This is a genomic window from Streptomyces sp. NPDC006261, from assembly GCF_040613515.1.
Taxonomy (GTDB): domain Bacteria; phylum Actinomycetota; class Actinomycetes; order Streptomycetales; family Streptomycetaceae; genus Streptomyces.
Genome location: NZ_JBEXSI010000059.1, coordinates 21,084 through 40,730, shown reverse-complemented (window position 1 = coordinate 40,730; position 19,647 = coordinate 21,084). Strand labels below are relative to the sequence as shown.

The window sequence follows — 19,647 nt, the reverse complement described above, 5'->3', positions numbered from 1 at the left end:
AAGAACCCCGCATCGAACAACCCCACACCCTCAACAAAACCCCCCTCACGCACCCCACACACCTCACCCGACAACACCCCAGCACCCCACCCCCGATCCACCGGAAAACCCGACACCACATCCCCACCCGACACCACCACATCCCACAAACCCTCAGGCGAAACCACCCCACCCGGAAAACGACAAGCCATCCCCACAATCACCACAGGATCACCCGTCGGAGATTTCTGGGAATGCCTGGCGGGAATGCGCGCTGAATCGGCACCCGGAGTTTCGGATGAAGTCGCCGAACGAGCCGGGGACTCGTCCTGGGGGTCCTCCGCAGAATCCTCCTGCAAAGTGGTCAGCAGTTCACTCAGAGCCTCCGGCGTCGGGTGATCGAAAACCGCCGTCGACGGAAGGTCCACGCCCGTCACCTCGCACAGCCTGTCCCGCAGTGCCCCCATCATCAGGGAGTCGAAGCCCAGGTCCCGCAGGGCCACCCGCCCGTCGAACTCACCACCCAGCACTTCACGGACGACGGAGAAGACGGTCTGCTCGGCAGACGCGCGGGAGCGGCTGAGCGGTGCGGACGCCGGTTCGGCGGCCGCCGCCGGCCACCAGTAGGACTCGCGCTGGAAGGCGTACGTGGGCAGTTCGACGGTCCGGGGCCGTGCCCCGGCGAAGGCGGGGCTCCAGTCGACCGGTACGCCCCGCACGTACAGCTGTCCGACAACCGCCGCGAAGCACTGCCCCGGCGCCGCCGCCTGCGGGGCGGCCCAAGTCCCGATGCCCGGAGTGCGGACACCGAGCCGACCCGTCGCGTCCAGCCACACGGTGTCTGCGGCAGCAGGTCCGGTGAGCTCCTCGTGCCCCGGCGGCACACCGTCCGTCCTCACGAGGCGAGCACCCTCCTCGGGCGTCAGCAGGCCCCGGACGATCGCGGCGGCGACTGCGCCGGGCCCCGGCCCGGCGCTCACCGCGTCCGGCCTGACTCCGTACGCCCGCCAGACCGCGGCGAGCGCCACCATGACGGTGAAGGCGCACGCCTGCGCCGTCCCCGACGCCGGCTCATCGGTTGCGGTGGAGCGCAGGAGATCGGCGGCGGATCCCAGTCCGCACGGCGCGAACATCCGGTCGCACTCGGCCAGCTCCGCCTTGAACTCCCTTGAGCTGACGATGAGTTCGCGCCCGGCGTCGAGGCACGCGCCGACAGTGCCGGGGAAGACGAGCGTCAGGGGCTTCGCCTCCGGTACGAGATCGTCCGTGACGAACACGACCGAGCCCTCGTCCGCTCCCGCGCCCATGCTCGGGTCCGTGGCCAGGTCCGGGCCGAGGGCCAACGCGTCGAGGGCCATGACGAAGTCCGCCCGGTCCGCGGCGAGTACCACCGCCCGGTGGGCGAAAGCCGTTCGGGTGGTGGCCAGCGAGTAGCCGATGTCCGCGATCGTGTGGGACGGGTTCGCCACCACATGGTTCCGCAGCCGCCGTGCCTGGTCCCGCAGGGCCTGCGCGCCGCGTCCCGACAGCACCCACGGCACCGGGGCGGGGACCGGACGGTGCGCGACGGCGTCGTCGGTCGACGGGCCCGGGAGGGCTGTGGCGCCGGACGGGAGCCGGGGTGTGGCCGTCACCACGAGGTGGCAGTTGGTACCTCCCATGCTGAACGAGGAGACGCCCGCCGTCCGGCTCGCGCCCTCCACTGCCGGCCAGTCCTCCGCCCGTGTCTGCACCCGCAGGCCAAGCCCGTCGAGGTCGATCTCGGGGTTGGGCGTCTCGAAGTTGAGGCTCGCCGGTATGACGCCGTGGGTCAGCGCGAGGGTGGTTTTGATGAGTCCGGCGATACCGGCTGCCGCCTCCAGGTGGCCGATGTTGGTCTTGACCGAGCCCACCCGGAGCAGATCGCGGCCTCGCCGGTCCGCACCGAACACCGCGCCGAGGGCCTCGGCCTCGATCGGGTCGCCCACCTTCGTCCCGGTGCCGTGGAGTTCGACGTACTGCACGTCCTCGGGCGCGACCCCGGCCTGACGGTGGGCCGCCCGCAGGACGTCGGACTGCGCTGCCGCGCCGGGCACCGTCAGGCCCTCACCCCTACCACCGTGGTTGACGGCGCTGCCTCTGATCACCGCGTGGACGCGGTCGCCGTCGGCGAGCGCCCGGGCCAGCGGTTTGAGCACCACGAGGCCGGCCCCCTCCCCTCGGACGAAGCCGTTGGCCCGGGCGTCGAAGGCACGGCTGCGACCGTCCGGGGACAGCCCGCCGAAGGCGGCGGCCACCTCTGCGCCCGCCTCGGTGCTGTTCAACTGGACACCGCCGACGAGGGCCAGGGACGATTCTCCGGCGCGCAGGCTGGTGCAGGCCAGGTGCACGGCCACCAGTGAGGACGCCTGTCCCGTGTCGACGGTGATGCTCGGACCGCGCAGATCGAGGGCGTACGAGACCCGGTTGGCGATGATGCTGCGGTGGGTCCCCGTCATGGCGTGGTGGGTGAGCGGCGCCGCGCCGTCGCGCCGGATGACACCGTCGTAGTCACCGGACGAGACTCCGAGGAAGACCCCGGTGTCGCTGCCGTGCAGGTCGGCGGGGAGCAGTCCGGCGGACTCCAGGGCCTCCCAGCTCACCTCCAGCGTCAGCCGCTGCTGCGGGTCCATGGCGTTCGCCTCGCGCGGGGATATGCCGAAGAAGCCGGCGTCGAACCGGTCCCGGTCGAGGTGTGTGCCCTCGTGCCTGCCGGTCGCGGGCGAGCGGGTGATGGCGGAGCGGCCCTCCCGCAGCAGACGCCAGTAGTCGCCCGGCGAGGGGGCCTGCGGGAAGCGGCACGCCAGGCCGACGATCGCGATCGCCTCGCCCCCCGTCGCTCCCGCGCCTGCGATGCCGTCCACCCCATGTGCTGCCACGGTCGTTCCCCGCCCCTTCTGGTCACTCCGGTACTGCCTGCCTTGGTTTTCCCGGTCTTCCGGAGCCATCAGCCCCTCACGAACCGCCCACCGGCCCCGCCGGCCCTCCGGATCGGGCGCGGGCGCCCCGGCGCTGACTCACCAGGTCACGCGCAGCGAGCTCAGCCCACGCGTGATCAGCCCGTCCTTCCACACCACGGCGGCGCGCGCCGGGGACTCGTCCTCCGCCAGTCGCAGTTCCGGGAAGAACGCGAACAACTGCAGCAGCGCCGAGCGCACCTGCAACCTCGCCAGTGGCGCTCCGAGACAGCGGTGTATTCCGTGCCCGAAGGTGAGGTGGGCGCCCGACCGGTCATCCCGCAGGAATTCAGGTTCGGTGAATGCGCTGCCGTCGCGGTTTCCATGCAGCAGGGAGACCACGACCGCCTCCCCCGCACGAACACTGATACCGCCGATTTCGATATCCTCAAGGGCCACTCGCGGGAAACTGAGGGCCGTCGATGGAGTGGCGCGCAGCAATTCTTCGACCAGGGCGTCGACCCTCTTCTCGTCCTTGACCCATTCCCGGGGAACTCCACCTTGGAGTATCGCCAGGGCGGCGAGGCTGATCTGTCCCACCGTCGTCTCGTAGCCGGCGGTGAGCAGTGCAAGGCCGAGACTGACGAGTTCGGCCTTGGACAGGGCGTCGCCGTCGTGGGCCCGGATGAGGTCGGTCAGCAGGTCGTCGTCGTCCCGCAGCCGCTTGCGGTCGATGAGGGTGGACATGTAGTCGACCAGCAGGAGCTGCTGCCTGCTCTTCTCCAGATCGCTGCTGGCGGTGATGTCGAACAGCACCTCCACGGAGGAGTCGAAGATCTCCCGGTCCTCGACGGGCACCCCGAGCAGGGCGCCCAGCACGGCCACCGGGAGGGGTTCGGCGAACGAAGCCACCAGGTCGGCGGAGCCGCCGCCGCGGCTCATGCCTTCCAGAAGGTCCGTCGCGGTCCGCCGCACCAGCGGGGCCATCGCGGACACCTTCCCCGTGGTGAAGGCCGCGACGACGATCCTGCGCAACCGGGCGTGGTCGGTGCCGTCCAGACTCATCATCGAGGTCGGGGAGGGCGCCGCCGAGTTCAGCCGCGGCGCACCGGGGACCACCGCGGCGGCCCTGCTGAACCGCCGGTCGGACAGCACCAGGCGGCCCAGGGCGTAGTCGCTCACCAACCACATCGCGTCACCGGGCGGCGTTCGTATGCGTTTTACCGGATCAGTCGAAGCGCCTGCCATGAATTGCGGTAACGGACCCAGCTGATGCAGATGCAGTACGGCGGACAACCCCGACACCTCGCCTCTTTTCGAAAACCGGCCGGACAAATCGATCCGATGACCAACTCGCCTCGTTCGTGCGATATTCGGCGCCCCCGGTCCGAACGTCAGCGTAGCCGCACACCTGAGATGTGACCACGGACGATCGGGAACGCCGGAACAAGGACGAGAGGGTTTCCATGGAATTCTCGCTCAAACAGGGAACGTTCAGTACCGGGCTGCCCCACCTGGCCTTCGGCTCCGGAAAGCCGCTGGTCTATCTGCCGGGATTCACGATGACGCACACGGTGCCGCCGCCCGGGCCGCAGCGCAGCAGAGCGGCCCGGCTGGTGGCTCCGTTCGTCGCCGCGGGGTACGAGGTCTTCTGGACCAACCGGCGCCCGGGCATGACGGTCGGCATGACGATGGCGGATGTGGCCGCCGAGCATGCCGAGGCGCTGCGCACACGGTTCGCGGGCCCCGTCCCCGTCCTGGGGCACGCGACCGGTGGCTCGATCGCCCTCCAACTGGCCGTCGACCACCCCGAGGTGGTGGACCGGTTGGTCCTGGCCAGTACCGCGTACGCGCTGGGGCCGGTCGGCAGGCGCTTCCACCGGGACATGGTCGCGGCAGCCGGACGCGGCCGCTCCGGCATGCACCGGGCCGCCCCCGGCATCACCCGCAACCCCGTGCTGCAACGGCTGCTGGTGGCCCCCCTGTGGCTCGCCGGGCGCCTGAATCCACCGCCGCCGGATCCTTCGGACATGTCGGCGATGCTGCTGGCCGAGGACTCCTTCGACGTCCGGGACCGGCTGGCCGAGGTGACGGCGCCCACCCTGGTGCTGTGCGGTGGCCGAGACCACTTGCGGCCGCCGGAGATGTTCGACCGGACCGGCGTCGGCATACCCGGCGCCCGGCTGGTGCGGTATCCGCGGCGGGGCCACAACATCCTGGCCGCCCCGGAGTTCGTCCAGGATGTCCGCTCGTTCCTCGACGCTCCCTGACGCGCCCACCGACGGGCCGGGACGCGGGCCGGGCGTCCGGTCCCGGCGTGCGTCCCCCGAGTTCCGCTTCAGCCGGCCTCGGTCGATCCCTCGGCCGTACGTTCCGCCAGCCGGTCCGCCAGGAGCTGCCACGTGTTGGCGCACTCACGGGCGAGTCGGGCCACGACCTCCTGGCGGTGGGGCGGCACGGCGTCCACGATCCGGGACCACCCGTCGGCGTCGACAGCACAGACCCGCAGGGCGCGCAGCAGGACCTTGCCCGCCATGGTGAGTCGCAGTGAGGGGTCTTTGCTCAGGCTCACCAGAAGGACGTCGCTGTCCGGGCGGCCCGGCCCGAAGGAGCGCGGGGCCGCCGGTCTCGACGGGCTCTCGCGGCCGCCGGCCTGTTGCTGTTGCGGCGTGACCAGGGGGTCACCACGGTTGAGCCGGGCGCGGACGTCACTGGCCGTGGCCGCGGAGATCCCGGCGAGCCTGGCGATCTCCCGCAGCGAGGCGGCCGGGTTCGCCCTCATCAGCTCCCCGGCGCGCAGCCGTCCCTCGGCTCCGTTGCGGGGGCGCATCCGTCCGTCCCGGCCGACGCTGGCGTTCGGATGCTCATTTTGCGCAGTCGAACGCTGGCGTATCGCCCCCACCGTGTTGGCTGCCAGCCCCACGACCTCGGCGATCCGGCGGTCGGACCACTGGGTGTGCGACACGATGATCCGGGCCGCCGCGGCCTTCCGGTCGGAGAGCGACAGAGGTAGTCCGTGTTCGCTGTTCAGCCGGACCGCCAGCACGAAGGCGTCCGCCTCCGAGCCGTCGAAATAGCGGACCATGATCCGGTCGTCGCCGCGCACGACCGCGGCGCGCAGCCGGTGCGCACCGTCGATGACGCGCATCGTGAGACGATGCACGAGGATGGGCGGGAGGCGTGCCTGCAGCGTCGCCAGTAGTTCGACGTGCTCCTCGTCCTCCTTGCCGGATCGCGGGCCGTCGAAGGCCGTAAGGGCTGCGACGGACACGTACTCGGCGGCCGCTAACTGAGCACCTCCCGTGGCCGAGGAGGTTCCCGTCCCGGTGTCTCCTCCCGGCACGTTGCAGCCGGAGCCCTCCGGCGTACGCGCGGCGGGGGCTTTCAATCTACCGATCATTGATCAATCACCTCGGGTGCGGGTTGAGGGCGGGAGGGCGATCGTGCGTCGGAGGAATGGAACAGCCGGAAGGGCTGCTGCGGGTGGGTGCTTCCGGTGTGGCTCGGCGGCTCGCCGCGCCTGACCGGCGAAAACGGCAGACGCGCCGCGCGGGCGCGCCGATAGGATTTCTCCATGGCTTTTCGGCGTCATATCGACGCGGACAAATCTGATGAGAAAAGGGGACGACGGCCGGGGTGGTGGCGGGGAAATGGGCGCAGACCGCACAGCCGTCGCACAGAAACATCACCCCCCCGTGGCAGATAATCCTCGTCCGGTAGATTCCTTGCTCGCCTCTTCGAGCACGGAGCACCGTGACACTGAGAAAATTTCATCGCTTTTGATCGTTGTCTGTCAAGATGAAGAACCTGTACAGCGCATTCGTCAGCACTGCCGCGGGCTGGTCATTTCCTCGTACGCCGACAGCGCTGAAGCCTGGCGCCGCACGGGCGACGCGGCGATGATGGTCGTTGGACCGGGCCGCTGCCGGAGCGGCCCCAGGGGACGAAACGCACGGTCACCGCGTGCGGAAGGAGGTGTTCCGATCGCGATGGCGCACCTCGGCGAGCAGGCCCGGCCAGTCGAACGCGGCACCTCCATGGGCCCGTCGGAGCCGGTGCAGCAAACGCCGACGGGTCAGCCGGAAGGCTATGCCGCACACCATCAGCGAAATTCCTGGCGCTACCGCCATGAAAGAGAGCCCGAAAACGTGACGTCTACGCGGCTCATACGCCCCGAGAGCAGCACAGTTGGCAACATCTTCGATCTCGTCACGGCTGAGAAATTCATAGGGTGCGACCATTAACCGAGAATCTCAGTTCCCGGGGATTCGGGCAAGGATTTCCTTGGTGCATTGCGCGACGGCCGGCGCCTACGGAATGGAGGAGTCTGGGAGAACATAGAGAAAGCAGGGCCACCGCACCATGGGCAGGTCCTGCCCCGGGACTTCCGACGGCACGTCCGGCGGCCCTCGGCGGCCTCGCACCAAGGGCCCCGCCGTTCGGCGGCGCCGGTAATGACGCCAACCCCGACTCGTCTTCGCCGCAACTCGGATGCTCCCACCATCGGGATGCTCCGTGTATATTTTCCTTCCGAACAGCGGACGATCGGACGGAGAGGAGTCGCGGATGGTGCGATTGACCCGGGCTCAGCAGCAGGAGCGCACACGCGCGGCTGTACTCGCCGCGGCTCAGGCGGAGTTCACCGAGCGCGGATACGCGGCGGCGAAGGTGGACGAGATCGCCGAGCGGGCCGAACTGACACGTGGCGCGGTGTACTCGAACTTTCCGAGCAAACGCGCTCTCTATCTGGCAGTACTGATCGACATGGTCGAGCACAGTGCCACGGCCGAGCGCCGGGCCGCAGCCGGGCGGAAGGCCGTTGCCGAGCGCGGCGCCACCGGAGCGGCTCAGCCGCCCGCGGCGTCCGTCGCAGACGCATTGGGCGCGTTCGCCCGGGCCTGGCTCGAACGCATGCCTCTGGCCGGCGACACTTCCTCGCCCGACCGGATGCGTCTGCGCTCGTCGGCCGCGCTGCTCGATGACGAGCCGATCCGCAACGCGTTCGGACAGGTGACTCACCTGGAGGCGCTGCTGCTCGCACTCGCGCTCGAGTCGCTGGCACCCGGCGGCGCACAGTCCGGGCGGCAGGTCCGACGGGCCCAGCTGGTCATGAGACTGCTGGACGGTGCGGGTCCCTCGGCGTATCCGGCACTCGGCCTCGGCGACCCCTTCGACATCGTTCAGGCCTGCGCGCATCTGGGCGGCCTCACCCTCGCCGACACCTGGAACCCGCCGCATCTGCCCTACGTCCCGCCGGCCGGCGCCTGCCACGACCCCTGGTCCCCGCCACGGGAGATGCAGGACCTCATCACACACCGTCCGGTGACCTTCACCGAGGACGGGGTGATCACACTCCTCGGCACCAGCCGTCTCAAAGCCGCCGAGGAGGCCGTCCGCGCCGCACGCGCCGGCGACCTCGTCACCGTGGTCGTCACGACGGCCGACCCGGCCGAGACCGGCCGCCTCGTCCAGCTGAGGGCCGGTGACTTCGCCCGGTGCCTGCGGCGCGTGTTCGAGCCCGGTGCCTGGCCGCGCCTCCGCCTGATCCTCGACGAGCGCGGTCTGCTGGCGTCCGCCGTCGGCGTACCGGACGCCGACGACACCACCGAGTACGCGGTACGGGTGCGGCGCGGCGCGATCGTCACCCGAGCCCAAGGACCCGGTGCCGCTCATGGAGCGGCCACCTTCGATCTCACGACCGCAGCTGTCTCCGACACCACACCTGATGGGGCCGCACCATGACCCAGCCCGTTTCGTCCTACGCGACCAGCACCGACCTGCTGGTGCTCCACACTCTGCGCTGCATCGGCTTCTCCGGCCTCTCCGGAGTGGCAAGGGCGTCCGGACTCCCCGAGTCCGACGTCGAATCGGAACTGATCGACCTCGCCGTGGCCGGGCTCGTCACCCATGCGTCCGGCGACTTCGGCGGCTGGGGCCTCTCGGAGGAGGGCCGGGCCGCGGACGCCGAGCGGATCGCCGAGGAGCTGACGGCGGCCGGAGCCCGGGAGCGGGTGACTGCGGTGTTCGATCGGTTCCTGGTGCTCAACCCCGAGCTGCTCGACCTCTGCACGGCGTGGCAGACCCGCGCCGCGGACGGCACCATGACGATGAACGACCACAGTGACTCCGCGTACGACGCCCGGGTCCTCGACCGGTTCACGGAGTTCCACCAGCGCGCCGAGCCCCTGTGCGCCGAGCTGTCCGGCGTTCTGCTCCGCTTCCAGCGCTACCCTGTCCGGCTCGCCGACGCCCTCACCCGGGCGAGGGCCGGCTCCCTGGAGTACGTGACGGACAGCACCTCCTCTTACCACACCGTCTGGTTCCAGCTGCACGAGGACCTTCTGGCCACCCTCGGTCTCCCGCGCCACTGACTCCGAGTACCGCCACCCCGCGCGGGCCTCAGGCCCCGTAGCCGAACCAGCGAAGGCGACGCAGAGATGACTACCCGATGATCTGGATCCATACGCTCTCGGCCGAGGTCGAGGAGACGGCGGAGGTCCTCGGCGGAAAAGCCTACGGCCTCGTCGTGCTCCAGCGACTGGGGCTGCCCGTGCCGCCGGGCTTCGTCATCACCACGCAGGCGTGCCGCGCCTTCCTCCGTACCGGGGAGCTGCCCAGCGGTCTCGACGCCCAACTGGCCGATGCCGTCGCCGGACTGGAGGCGGCCACGCACCGCCGGCTCGGCGGTCCGCAGCGGCCGCTCGCGGTGTCGGTCCGCTCCGGGGGCAGCGTGTCGATGCCCGGCATGATGAGCACCGTGCTCAACCTCGGGCTCACCACCGGGGCGACCGCCGCGCTCGCCGACGAGACGGGCGACCTGCGTTTCGCACTCGACTCCCGGCTGAGGTTCCTGACCAGCTTCGCCGCCGGGGTCGCCGGTGTGGGCCCGGAAAGCCTGGCGGCCGTCGACCGGGCGCTCGCCGGGCAGGATCCCGATCCGAGCCGGCTCGCCGACGCCATCGGGGAGGTGGAGCGGCTCATCGCGGACCGCAGCGGCGACACCGTACCCGAGGACGCCACCCGGCAGGTGGAGCTGGCCGTCGCTGCCGTGTTCTCGTCCTGGAACACACCGCGCGCGAAGACCTACCGCGAACTGCACGGCATCCCGCACGACCTGGGCACCGCCGTCACCGTACAGGCGATGGTGTTCGGCAACCGCGACGGACGCAGCGGGACGGGCGTCGCGTTCAGCCGTGATCCCAACACCGGCGAGCACGTCCCCTTCGGTGAAGCCCTGTTCGGACGCCAGGGCGAAGACGTCGTCTCGGGTACGTCGTTGACCGAGCCCCTGGATGAACTCGCCGTCCGGGAACCCGAGGTGTGGACGGGCCTGCTGTCCGCCCTGGCCCGGCTGGAGGAGCACTACCGCGACGCGTGCTACGTCGAGTTCACCTTCGAGGCGGGCGAACTGTGGATTCTTCAGGTGCGCCCCGGAAAGTTCGTCGGGCGCGCCGCGGTCCGGGTAGCGGTCGACCTCGCCGAGGCGGGAACGATCACACGCGAGGAGGCGCTGCTACGCGTGGCACCGCAGCATCTCCCGCAGGCCCGTACGCCTCGCATCACGGGGATCGAACCCGGTGACCTCTTCACCCGCGGGCTCGGCGCCTCCCCCGGTGTCGCCGTCGGCCGGGTGGCGACCACCGCCGACAGCGCGGCGCGGATGGCCGCCGGAGGGCCGGTCGTCCTGGTGCGCCCCGAGACCTCCCCGCTCGACATGCACGGCCTGGCCGCCGCCGCCGGGGTGGTGACCGCTCGCGGCGGCCCGACCAGTCATGCGGCCGTCGTGGCGCGGTCGATGGGGAAACCCGCCGTCGTGGGTGCGGCGAGCCTCACCGTGGACCCCGTCGACGGTTGCGTCCAGGCAGGCGGGCGGAGACTGCCCGAGGGCACCCTGATCGGCGTCGACGGCACGGGTGGCGAAGTAGTCGTAGGCGAGCCCAGCGTCGCCACGGCCTCGACCGACCCGCAGCTGCACCGCTTGCTCTCCTGGGCCGACGATGTCGCGGGCGGCGGGGCCGCGGACCGCGACGAGCCCGAGCGCCTCTCGGCGGCCCGGGCGGTCCTGCGCGGCAGCGGTGACCGGACGAGGAGATGATCGTCACCGTCCTTAGGCGTCGGTCGAGGGCGCCGGTCGCCGGCTTCTCCCGGACATGATCAAGGGCCGGTTTGGATGGATCCGGACCGGCCCTTGATCCACCGGCTCACCTCCGCTCGAACGGCGGGCGAGCCGTAGCACTGCCGTCAGCGCAGTTCACCGCATGGCTGGTCTCTTCCGGGACATCTGATCGGCGATGCCGCCGGCTGGATCCGCTGAACCGCCGGTGCATGAAGGACCGAGGGGCGGGCCGTCTCAGGCAGTGAGCTGCCGGGGCGACAGGTCCTGCCCGTCGAAGGTGAGGAAGACGTTGGTCCAGCCGCTGTGCACGTCGGCGTTGGGAAAACTCGCCACCTGCCAGAAAGCGTCGATCACACCCGGCCCGCAGGGCAGAAATGCCGGAGCCCGAAGGCATGGCCAGGGGCACGATCTGCAGGGCGTTGAAGGATACGGACACACTGGTACCGGTCGGTTCAGTGGAGGTGTACACCCCACCGACCGTGAGGACGCCACTGCGAAACGGCGGATCGGCCGGCCATGCCTCGGCCACAGCAACTGCACGGACTTGGTGCCCTGTGCGGCGGCAGGCGCAGCGCCGGCGGAAGGCGCGGGCACCGCGGTGGTCGCGGCCAGGCACACGACCACCGCGGCAAGGCGACGACGAGGTGCGAACGCGTACCGCAACATCGGGGCTCCCTGTGGTCAGCCGTGCACGAACGACGGGCTCCTCGGGCCGTCCCTCCGCCGCGACGAAGAGGCAGTCGCACAGCGCGGCGCGTGGGCGCGACTCGCGGGCGCACGACGAGCGATGACCGTAACCGCCGCCGTAACATCCGGCCGGGCAGGTCCGCGAGCGTAGCGAGCTGAGTGTCTCACTGCCCGGCCGGCCACCACACCTCAGCATCCTGAAGCGTTCGCGCCAGGTGGCCGTCGTCGCGTTCGGGTGAACCGAGCTACAGTCGCGGCCAGGGCGGCATCGGGAGCAGGCGGAACGGCTTCTGGCGACAGGGAATCAGGTGGGGGACATTGAGGGCTGCGCATGCGGCGCCGGCTGTGTGGGCTCGTAGTGAGGACTCCACTGCCTACGAAGCGGCCGTCAGGCAGCTGCATATACGCGATGCCATGCTCCGGGCTTACGTCAAGCATTGGCGCGCTACCGCATCTGAGATCACAACCGAGCCGACCGAGCTGAAAGATCTGACCGCGCGCTTCCTTACCACCGAGGTCGTCGCCGACGTCCTCGCGTCAGGTACGCGCGAGTTCTATGACTACCAGAGCGCTGTAGAGCAACGTGAGAACGCGATACTCGGTTCGTGGGGAAGCAGATCCCCGCTCCGGCTTGTTTTTCTCCTCCATCTTGTCATCCTGAACTGGCAGGTGAACTTCTTTCGCCGACGGTGGACGGACAGCTTACCCACAGCCCTTTCAGGGCAGCTAAAAAGACTGCTCAGAGAGCTGCTCGGCGACGAGCACGAAACTCTGCTCATCACGCACAACATTCTGGGCCTGGTCGAGGTTCACGACTTGCGCTACATGGTTCCCTCTCGGGAGGGAGTCAACTTGGTCAACAAGCTGAATTTGATGGCCGGTGGAGCGATCGGCATATCAGGACCACGCGGCGTAGGAAAATCCACCCTCCTCAGGGAACTGGCTCACAACGAAGCAGCCGGCGACCTTCTGATCACGGCAGACATCCCCTCCGCATACGTACCACAAGAGTTTTTACTCACCCTGTTCCAACGTGTGTGCGAGGAGTTTTTGACTCTGCACGGGAGAGCCACCGACTCTTCCTTCCTATTTCTGATCACGTTACGTAAGCATCTTTTGCGGCGCTTTTATACGGCTCTCTCCATATGGGGACGCCTCTTACTGGCAGTTCTCCTTCTCGCTATAGCGTTGAGTCCGGCGGTCGCCACATTGAACAGCTCCCTGGAAGGTGGCATCACGCAGTGGCTGGAAAATCTTTGGCATGACATTTCTGTCACCGTGGTGCAGGCCTGGGTCGCACACTCCTGGTTGATGCGCCTGCTCTTGGCGATGCTGGGCATCGGTTTGTTGGTGACGTTGACGAGGAGACGCCCCATTTCTCCCCTGGTGAAGGAATGCGTCAATTATCTTTACCTTCTGCGGACCGTGCAGAGCACCAGCGTGGCCGCCACGGCGGGTTCCACGTCATTGCCTGCTGTGACCCTTGGCCTGGGCCGCACCAACACTCTCTCGTCGCGTACGCTCACCCTGCCCGAATTGGTGGTGCACTTTCGCTCCCTTCTTGAGCGTATGGCCCTCGCCGAGAGAAGGAACGGCCGCCGCGTTTTCATCCTGATCGACGAGATCGACCGTCTAGGAACAGCAGATCAAGCGCGTTCCCTGCTTACCGATATCAAATCAATCTTCGGCATCCCCAACGTATATTTCCTGATCTCGGTCGCCGAGGACATCGGCGCGGACTTTGTTCGTCGCGGTCTCCCCACCCGCAACGTAGTGGACAGTTCCCTCGATGATGTGGTTCATCTGGCTCCAAAATCCCTGGAGGAGTCCCACGCCATATTGCAGCACCGCGCTCCTGGACTCACGCTGCCCTTCGTCACTCTCGCTCACTGCATGGCCGGAGGCATCACTCGAGACTTGATCCGCAGCACGCGACGCATTGTCCTTTCCCCTGAGAGTTCCAGCTCAGGATGGCGCGCACCCGACATTGCTCGCGAACTTCTGCTGGAGGAATTACAGGAGACTCTCACATCGTTCCGGACCAGGCTCAGTGCGGGCGATCATCTGGATACGCGACTTGAGCAACTCCGTTCGACCACAGTCCTGGTGAAAGAACGCCACAATGTTGCATTTGTCGCCGATTACCATGAGGTTTTGGGCCATCTCCTGCACGCGACGGCTCCGCTTCTCGATGCATCTGCACCGCAGAGCGCACAGCGCATGTGGGACGAACTCGGGGCCTATATCGACTTCATCCTCACGCTCCTCTCCTTCTTCGTCGACCGCGAAAAATTTCCGGACCGTCCATCCCTGGACGCGGTGGCGTACGACGGTGCACTCCAACGGCTGGCCGAAGCCCGCCTTGAGCTGGCAATTTCTCCGGCGGGTTCGCGCCACATTCTCCACCAGTTCCGCAAGACTTGGGATCTACCGAGAATCACTGAGAACGGATAAAACTGTTCCGTAAATGATCTCCGAAGCTGCGCGGGTACAACCCGGCGACAGGGACACGGGCGGGTGGCGGGTGGGGCTGCGGGATCACGGCGCGGGGGAGGGCCGTGATCCCGCAGGTTCAGGGGTGAAGGGCTGTGGTCGGACCGTACGTCGGACCATGGTCCGAGGTACGGTCCGACCACAGCCCTTCAGTGGGACGCGCTGCGGATCAGGTCCGCGGCCCGTTCGGCGAGCATGACCGCCGGGGCGTGGGTGTGGCCGCCGATGATGCGTGGCATCACGGAGGCGTCCACCACCCGCAGGCTCTGGACCTGACGGACCCGCAGCTCCGGGTCGACCACCGCGTCCAGGTCGTCCGCGAGGCCCATCCGGCAGGTGCCGACCGGGTGGAAGAGCGTTCCCGCGTGGTCCCGGATGTGCTGGTGCAGCGCCTCCTCGCCCAGGCCGTCGGTCCACGGGGCCATGGCCCCGCCGGCCAGGGGCCGCAGGGCGTCCGTGGCGAAGAGGCGTTCGGCGAAGCGGACTCCGGCGGCGAGGCGGTGGAGGTCGGCCTCGGCGGAGAGGTAACCCGGGTCGATCAGGGGCGGGGTCTCCGGGTCGGGGCCCTGGAGGGTCACCTCGCCCCGGCTCTCGGGTTGCAGGAGGACCACGCCGATGGTCAGACCGTCCGCCAGGGACTCACCCTGGAAGGCGATGGGGGCCCAGATGACCTCCAGGTCGGGAGGTCCGCCGGAGCCGTTGAGGCCGTCGCTGCCGTGGGTGCCGCCATCACCGTCACCGACGTCGCTGCGGAAGAAGCCGACCGCCTCCGCGATGTTGGACGTCAGCGGGCCGAGCCGGTCCTCCTCGTACCGCTTCGCCGCCTCCGGGGTGTCCGAGTGCGCCAGGCGTACGGGCGTGACCGCGTGGCGGATGACGTCGACCGTGGCGTGGTCGTGGAGGTTGCGGCCCACCCCGGGAAGGTGGACGCGCGGCTCGACGCCCGCTGCCGCGAGGTCCCGCCCGTCGCCGATGCCGGAGAGCATCAGCAGGTGCGGCGAGCCGATGGCGCCCGCGCTGAGGATCACCTCACGGCGGGCCGAGAGCCGGCGGGCGGACAGCTCCACGCCGCGCGCGCGGCCGTTCTCCAGGACGATGCGGCGGGCCTGCTCACCGGTGAACACCGTGAGGTTGGAGCGTTCGAGGGCCGGACGGAGGTAGCCGTCGGCGGAACTCCACCGGACGCCGTCGCGCTGGTTGAGCGGGGTGAGCGCGCTGCCGTGAAGGTGGGGTCCGCCCAGTCCGCCGGGGAGCGGGCCGAGGCCGAGTTCGGCGCAGGCGCACAGGAAATGCGGGGTGGTGGGGTCGGGGTCGCGGGGCGGCGAGATCCAGAGGGGGCCGTCGCCGCCGTAGGTGGTTCCCTCGGCTCCGGGACCCGCCCAGCGTTCGGCTCGGCGCAGGTACGGGCGGACGGCGCGCCAGGACCAGGTGGGCCCGGCAACGCTCCCCCACGCGTCGTAGTCCTCCGCCGAGCCCGGGATCCACATCTGGAAGTTGACCGACGACGAGCCGCCCAGGACCTTGCCGCGCGGCCAGTCGACGGTGCGGTCGCCGAGGCCGGGCTGGGGCACCGTGCGGTAGCCCCAGTCCAGATCCGTTCCGAGCAGCGCGAGTGAGGCGCTGGGGATGCGGACCGTCGGGTCGGAGTCGGGTCCGCCGGCCTCGATCAGGGCCACCCGCACGTCCGGGTCCTCGGTGAGCCGGGCGGCCAGCACGGAGCCGGCCGATCCGGCGCCCACGATCACGTAGTCGAAGAGTTCGTCGTCCATGGTCAGGCCTGCTTCAGGTGGACCGGGAGCGTGCGGTGGCCGTTGGAGACGAACGACTCCAGCGGCTGGAGCCGGTCCGAGGTGACGGCGAGACCGATGTCCGGGAAGCGTCCGAAGAGTTCGGGCAGGGCGACCGACGCCTCCAGTCGGGCCAGCGGCGCTCCGACGCAGCGGTGCACGCCATGTCCGAAGGCGATGTGGTCGTTGCGGGTGGTGCGCGTGAGGTCGAAGGCGTGGGCGTCGGCACCGTGGACGGCCGGGTCCCGGCCGACCCCGCTGTAGGAGACGATCAGCGCGTCACCTTGAGCGATGGTCACTCCGCCCACCTCGATGTCCTCGACGGCGAAGCGCATCGGCAGGTTGGCGATCGGCGCCTGGTGGCGCAGCGCCTCGTCGATCGCGTCGTCCCAGGCCGCCTCGCCGCTCCTCAGGAGGGCCAGCTGCTCGGGATGGGTGAGCAGCGAGTGGATGGCGTGGTCGAGAAGGTTGACGGTGGTCTCGTGGCCCGCGCCGATCATCAGCAGGATCATATCGACGAGTTCGGTCTCGTCCAGACCGGAGTTCTCCTCGTCGTCGCGGGCGGTGATGAGCGCGCTGACCAGGTCGTCGCCGGGCGTCCGTCGTTTGTGGTCGATGAGCGCGGTCATCAGGCCGACCATTTCTTCGCCGTTGGCCTGCACCTCCTCCAGCGTGGCGGAGGTGCGGAACATGTCGGCGACGACGCGGAAGAGGGCCTCGCGCATGGCGTCCGGGATGCCCAGGAGTTCGCAGATCACCCGGATCGCCAGCGGGTAGGCGAAGGCGGCCCGGATGTCGAGGGGCCGGCCGGGCTCGGTGGCCGCGACCTCGTCCAGCAGTTCCTTCACGAGGGTGCGGACCGCCGGTTCCAAGGCGGCGGTGCGACGGGCGGTGAACGCCTTGGCGATCAGCTTGCGCAGCCGCCGGTGGTCTCCGCCATAGGTGTTGATCATGCTGCGTTCGGAGACCCAGGAGGCCAGCGGCCACGTACGGGCGAGTTCGCCTTCGCCGTTCTCCCAGGCGGGCCAGTGCCGGTAGGCGTCCTTGGAGACCCGGTCGTCGGTCAGCAGGCTCTTGGCGACTGCGGAGTCCGTCACCATCCAGACGGCCACGTCGCCGGGGAGTTCGGCTCGGGCGACGGGCCCGATCGCGCGCAGGCGGTCGCTCTCGGCGTGGAGGTCGCTGCCGCTGGGGTCGATCCGAAGCGGCGTGGACTGCTCGGTCATCGGCTCTCCGGCACGGTCGCGCGGCTGGGTGTTCACCGGTCGAGGACCTGGCCCGCGGCGCGCAGCCCGGACTCGATCGCGCCGTCGACCCAGCCGCTCCAGCCGGTGGCGATGTCGCTGCCGGCGAAGGCGAGCCGGCCGACCGGACGCTGGACAGTGCGCAGCGCGCCGGTCAGCTGGCCGGGACGCTTGTACGTCCAGCCGCCGCGCGCGTAGGGGTCGTTGCCCCAGTCGTGGCCGCGGACGGCGAGGACCTCGGCGTCCGGCGCCCAGCGGCGCAGCGACTCCTGGATCTGCCGCCGGTTGGAGATGCCGAGCCGGGGGTCCCTGCTGAACGCGAAGGCGAGGTGGCCGTCGCCGAGGCGCTGGACCGGGATGACGTCACCGAGGCCGGGCGCGTCCTCCGCACCGGCGGCGTAGAAGAGGCCTTCGGCGCTGCGGATGTGGAGCCAGATCTTCTTGGCGGCGGGGACGGCGACGGTCTGCTCGGCGAGAGTGCGGTAGGCCTTGGGCAGGCCGGGGGCGAAGGTGATGCGGTTCCATACGTTGACGGGTACGGCGACCACGACCGCGCGGGCGCGGTAGGTCGTGCCGTTGCCGGTGGTGACGCAGACGTGGCCGCCCCGGTCCTCGACCCTGGTGACGGGCGAGTTGAGGCGCAGGTCCGCCTCGGCGTCGGCGAGCATGGCCTGGAGGAAGGCGGCCGTGCCGTGGACGAGGCGGGAGGAGGTGGCGCTGGAGAACTTGTCGAAGTTCCAGTCGGACAGCGCCCACCACTGGGCCATCTGCGTGAACGAGCCGCGGGCCGAGCCGCCGGAGAGGCCGCCGAGGTTGCCGGTGACCCAGGAGTGGTCCACCGGCGAGAGGTTCAGCTCGTTGATCCGCTGGATCAGGGTCAGCCGGTCGAGCGGACGCACCAGGTCCTCACGGGCGAACGGGTCGAGCGGACGCGGGAAGTACTCGCGTGAGCCGTCGAAGACCGGCGTGACCAGCTCGGCCAGCCGGCCGAACCCTTCGGCGGGGCTGTAGGCCCGGTAGCCACCCTCGGCCGGGAAGAAGGCCACCTCGGGCGCCTGGTCGGTGGTGAGCTGCTGGTTGTAGTGGAGCAGTTCCTTCCAGGCGTGCGGGTGCCCCTCCTCGAACCAGGCGCCGCCCAGCTCCACCTGCTCGCCGGCGAAATCGGCGGTGTAGGTGCGGCCGCCGATACGGTTCTGCGCTTCCAGGATGAGGGGCCGCAGCCCGTTGCGGCGGAGCTCACGCGCGGCGGTGACCCCGGCGAAGCCGGCGCCGATGACGATGACGTCGTGGTCGCCCGCCGCCTTCTTGCTCCGGCGTTCGGCGGCGGTGGCCTGGGAGATGCCGGCGGCGCCGGTGGCGCCGAGCAGGGCGGTGAGGCCTGCGGCTCTCAGTACGGTGCGGCGTCCGGCGCCGGGGGCTTCGGCCGCGGGTATCTCGGGGTCGCCGGGGAGGTTCTCGGGGCTCACGGTCTCTCCTTCGAGGTCTTGGCTCGTGCGGGTGAGTGGGTTCAGGCGGACGGGTTACGCAGTTCCTCGATGAGGCTGGAGAGGCTGTCGGAGCCGTGGCCGCGCGCCACCCGGCGTTCGATGAGGGCCTGGAAAGGCAGCACCAGATCGGGGCTGACCCCCTGGGCGCGGGAGGCGCTCACCAGGTGTGCGATGGCTTCCTTGTTGACGTTGAGCGTCGAGACGTCGGTGGCGTAGTCCTGGCGGTCCACCTCTTCGGCGAGGCGCGGCAGGTACGGCACGGCCACGTGGTTGAGCCAGGCGGTGGCGTACGGCAGGAAGGCCTCGGCCGTGACGCCTTCGGTGCCGAGGAGGGCCAGGGCCTGAATGTTGCCGGCGACGGTGGACCAGAGAATGCCGAGCAGGGCCACGTCGTAGAGGGAGGGCAGGCCGGTGTCGTCGCCGAGGTAGGTGGCGGCGCCGCCCAGGACCCGCAGTGTCTCCTGGTGGTCCTCGAAGGCCGGGGCGGAGCCCCCGTAGAAGATCAGCGCCTGGGGCTGGCCGACGAGCGGCGGGGTCGCCATGATGGCACCGTCGAGGTACATGATGCCGTGCTGCTCGGCCCAGGCGGCCGTGGCGCGCGCCTCCTCGGGCGTGCTGGACGTCAGGTTGACGAGCACCCGGCCCTTGAGGTTCTGGACCTCGGGGTCAAGGACCTGGTGCACCGCCTCGTCGGTAGAGAGGCAGACGACCGCGAGCGGGCCGGCCGTCAGGGCCGCGCCGACGGTGTCGGCGCCCGTCGCGCCCCGGCTGACGAGCTGTTCGGCCTTCTGAAAGGACCGGTTCCACACGGTGGTCGGGTGGCCCTGGCCGAGGAAGGCTTCGGCCAGGGCGGTGCCCATCATGCCGAGGCCGATCACGGAGACGGGCGTGGGGGCGGGCGAGGTGGTGTCGGTGCTCATACTCGGAAGTCCTCCGGCT

12 protein-coding genes are annotated in these 19,647 nt (G+C 69.7%); 5 read left to right on the top strand and 7 right to left on the bottom strand.

The features are described 5' to 3' along the window. On the bottom strand, nucleotides 1-2,876 hold a 2,876-nt coding region (locus ABZ154_RS29055; protein ID WP_356837342.1), incomplete at its 3' end, for a beta-ketoacyl synthase N-terminal-like domain-containing protein. Between the two features lie 138 nt (nucleotides 2,877-3,014). Further along, complete coding sequence (locus tag ABZ154_RS29050; protein WP_356837341.1) at nucleotides 3,015-4,085, bottom strand: cytochrome P450; 1,071 nt, start codon at nucleotides 4,083-4,085, stop codon at nucleotides 3,015-3,017. Between the two features lie 227 nt (nucleotides 4,086-4,312). Between ABZ154_RS29050 and ABZ154_RS29045 the strand changes: the two genes are divergently transcribed. Beyond that, the gene (locus ABZ154_RS29045; RefSeq protein ID WP_356837340.1) at nucleotides 4,313-5,164 is read left to right on the top strand and encodes an alpha/beta fold hydrolase; all 852 of its coding nucleotides are present in this window, start codon (nucleotides 4,313-4,315) and stop codon (nucleotides 5,162-5,164) included. A gap of 68 nt (nucleotides 5,165-5,232) precedes the next feature. Here ABZ154_RS29045 and ABZ154_RS29040 read toward each other — a convergent pair whose 3' ends face one another. Continuing rightward, a complete protein-coding gene (locus ABZ154_RS29040; RefSeq protein ID WP_356837339.1) occupies nucleotides 5,233-6,165 on the bottom strand; it encodes a ParB/RepB/Spo0J family partition protein in 933 nt (310 codons plus the stop codon). Nucleotides 6,166-7,460: 1,295 nt separating this feature from the next. Between ABZ154_RS29040 and ABZ154_RS29035 the strand changes: the two genes are divergently transcribed. The 4 genes from ABZ154_RS29035 (at nucleotide 7,461) to ABZ154_RS29020 (ending at nucleotide 14,151) form a co-directional block, all read left to right on the top strand. Next, on the top strand, nucleotides 7,461-8,636 hold the full coding sequence (locus ABZ154_RS29035; protein ID WP_356837338.1) for a helix-turn-helix domain-containing protein: 1,176 nt from the start codon (nucleotides 7,461-7,463) through the stop codon (nucleotides 8,634-8,636). Beyond that, on the top strand, nucleotides 8,633-9,265 hold the full coding sequence (locus tag ABZ154_RS29030; RefSeq protein ID WP_356837337.1) for a transcriptional regulator: 633 nt from the start codon (nucleotides 8,633-8,635) through the stop codon (nucleotides 9,263-9,265). The genes ABZ154_RS29035 and ABZ154_RS29030 overlap by 4 nt, the downstream gene beginning before the upstream one ends. Before the next feature lie 77 nt (nucleotides 9,266-9,342). Then, nucleotides 9,343-10,989: a pyruvate, phosphate dikinase gene (locus ABZ154_RS29025; RefSeq protein ID WP_356837336.1), complete on the top strand. Its 1,647-nt coding sequence runs from the start codon at nucleotides 9,343-9,345 to the stop codon at nucleotides 10,987-10,989. 1,122 nt (nucleotides 10,990-12,111) lie between these two features. Continuing rightward, nucleotides 12,112-14,151 (top strand): P-loop NTPase fold protein, encoded by a 2,040-nt coding sequence (locus ABZ154_RS29020; RefSeq protein WP_356837335.1) that lies wholly within the window; start codon nucleotides 12,112-12,114, stop codon nucleotides 14,149-14,151. Nucleotides 14,152-14,339: 188 nt separating this feature from the next. On the opposite strand, the gene ABZ154_RS29015 is transcribed toward ABZ154_RS29020, so the two are convergent. Genes ABZ154_RS29015 through ABZ154_RS29000 form a run of 4 tightly spaced genes read right to left on the bottom strand, consistent with a single transcriptional unit; the run spans nucleotide 14,340 to nucleotide 19,628 of the window. Continuing rightward, nucleotides 14,340-15,959, bottom strand: coding sequence for a GMC family oxidoreductase N-terminal domain-containing protein (locus ABZ154_RS29015; protein ID WP_356837334.1), 1,620 nt, complete (start codon nucleotides 15,957-15,959; stop codon nucleotides 14,340-14,342). 2 nt (nucleotides 15,960-15,961) lie between these two features. After that, complete coding sequence (locus ABZ154_RS29010) at nucleotides 15,962-17,203, bottom strand: cytochrome P450 (RefSeq protein WP_356837333.1); 1,242 nt, start codon at nucleotides 17,201-17,203, stop codon at nucleotides 15,962-15,964. 32 nt (nucleotides 17,204-17,235) lie between these two features. Then, on the bottom strand, nucleotides 17,236-18,687 hold the full coding sequence (locus ABZ154_RS29005) for an NAD(P)/FAD-dependent oxidoreductase (protein ID WP_356837332.1): 1,452 nt from the start codon (nucleotides 18,685-18,687) through the stop codon (nucleotides 17,236-17,238). A 41-nt stretch (nucleotides 18,688-18,728) separates the two neighbouring features. Beyond that, on the bottom strand, nucleotides 18,729-19,628 hold the full coding sequence (locus ABZ154_RS29000) for an NAD(P)-binding domain-containing protein (RefSeq protein ID WP_356837331.1): 900 nt from the start codon (nucleotides 19,626-19,628) through the stop codon (nucleotides 18,729-18,731). Between the last annotated feature and the right edge of the window lie 19 nt (nucleotides 19,629-19,647).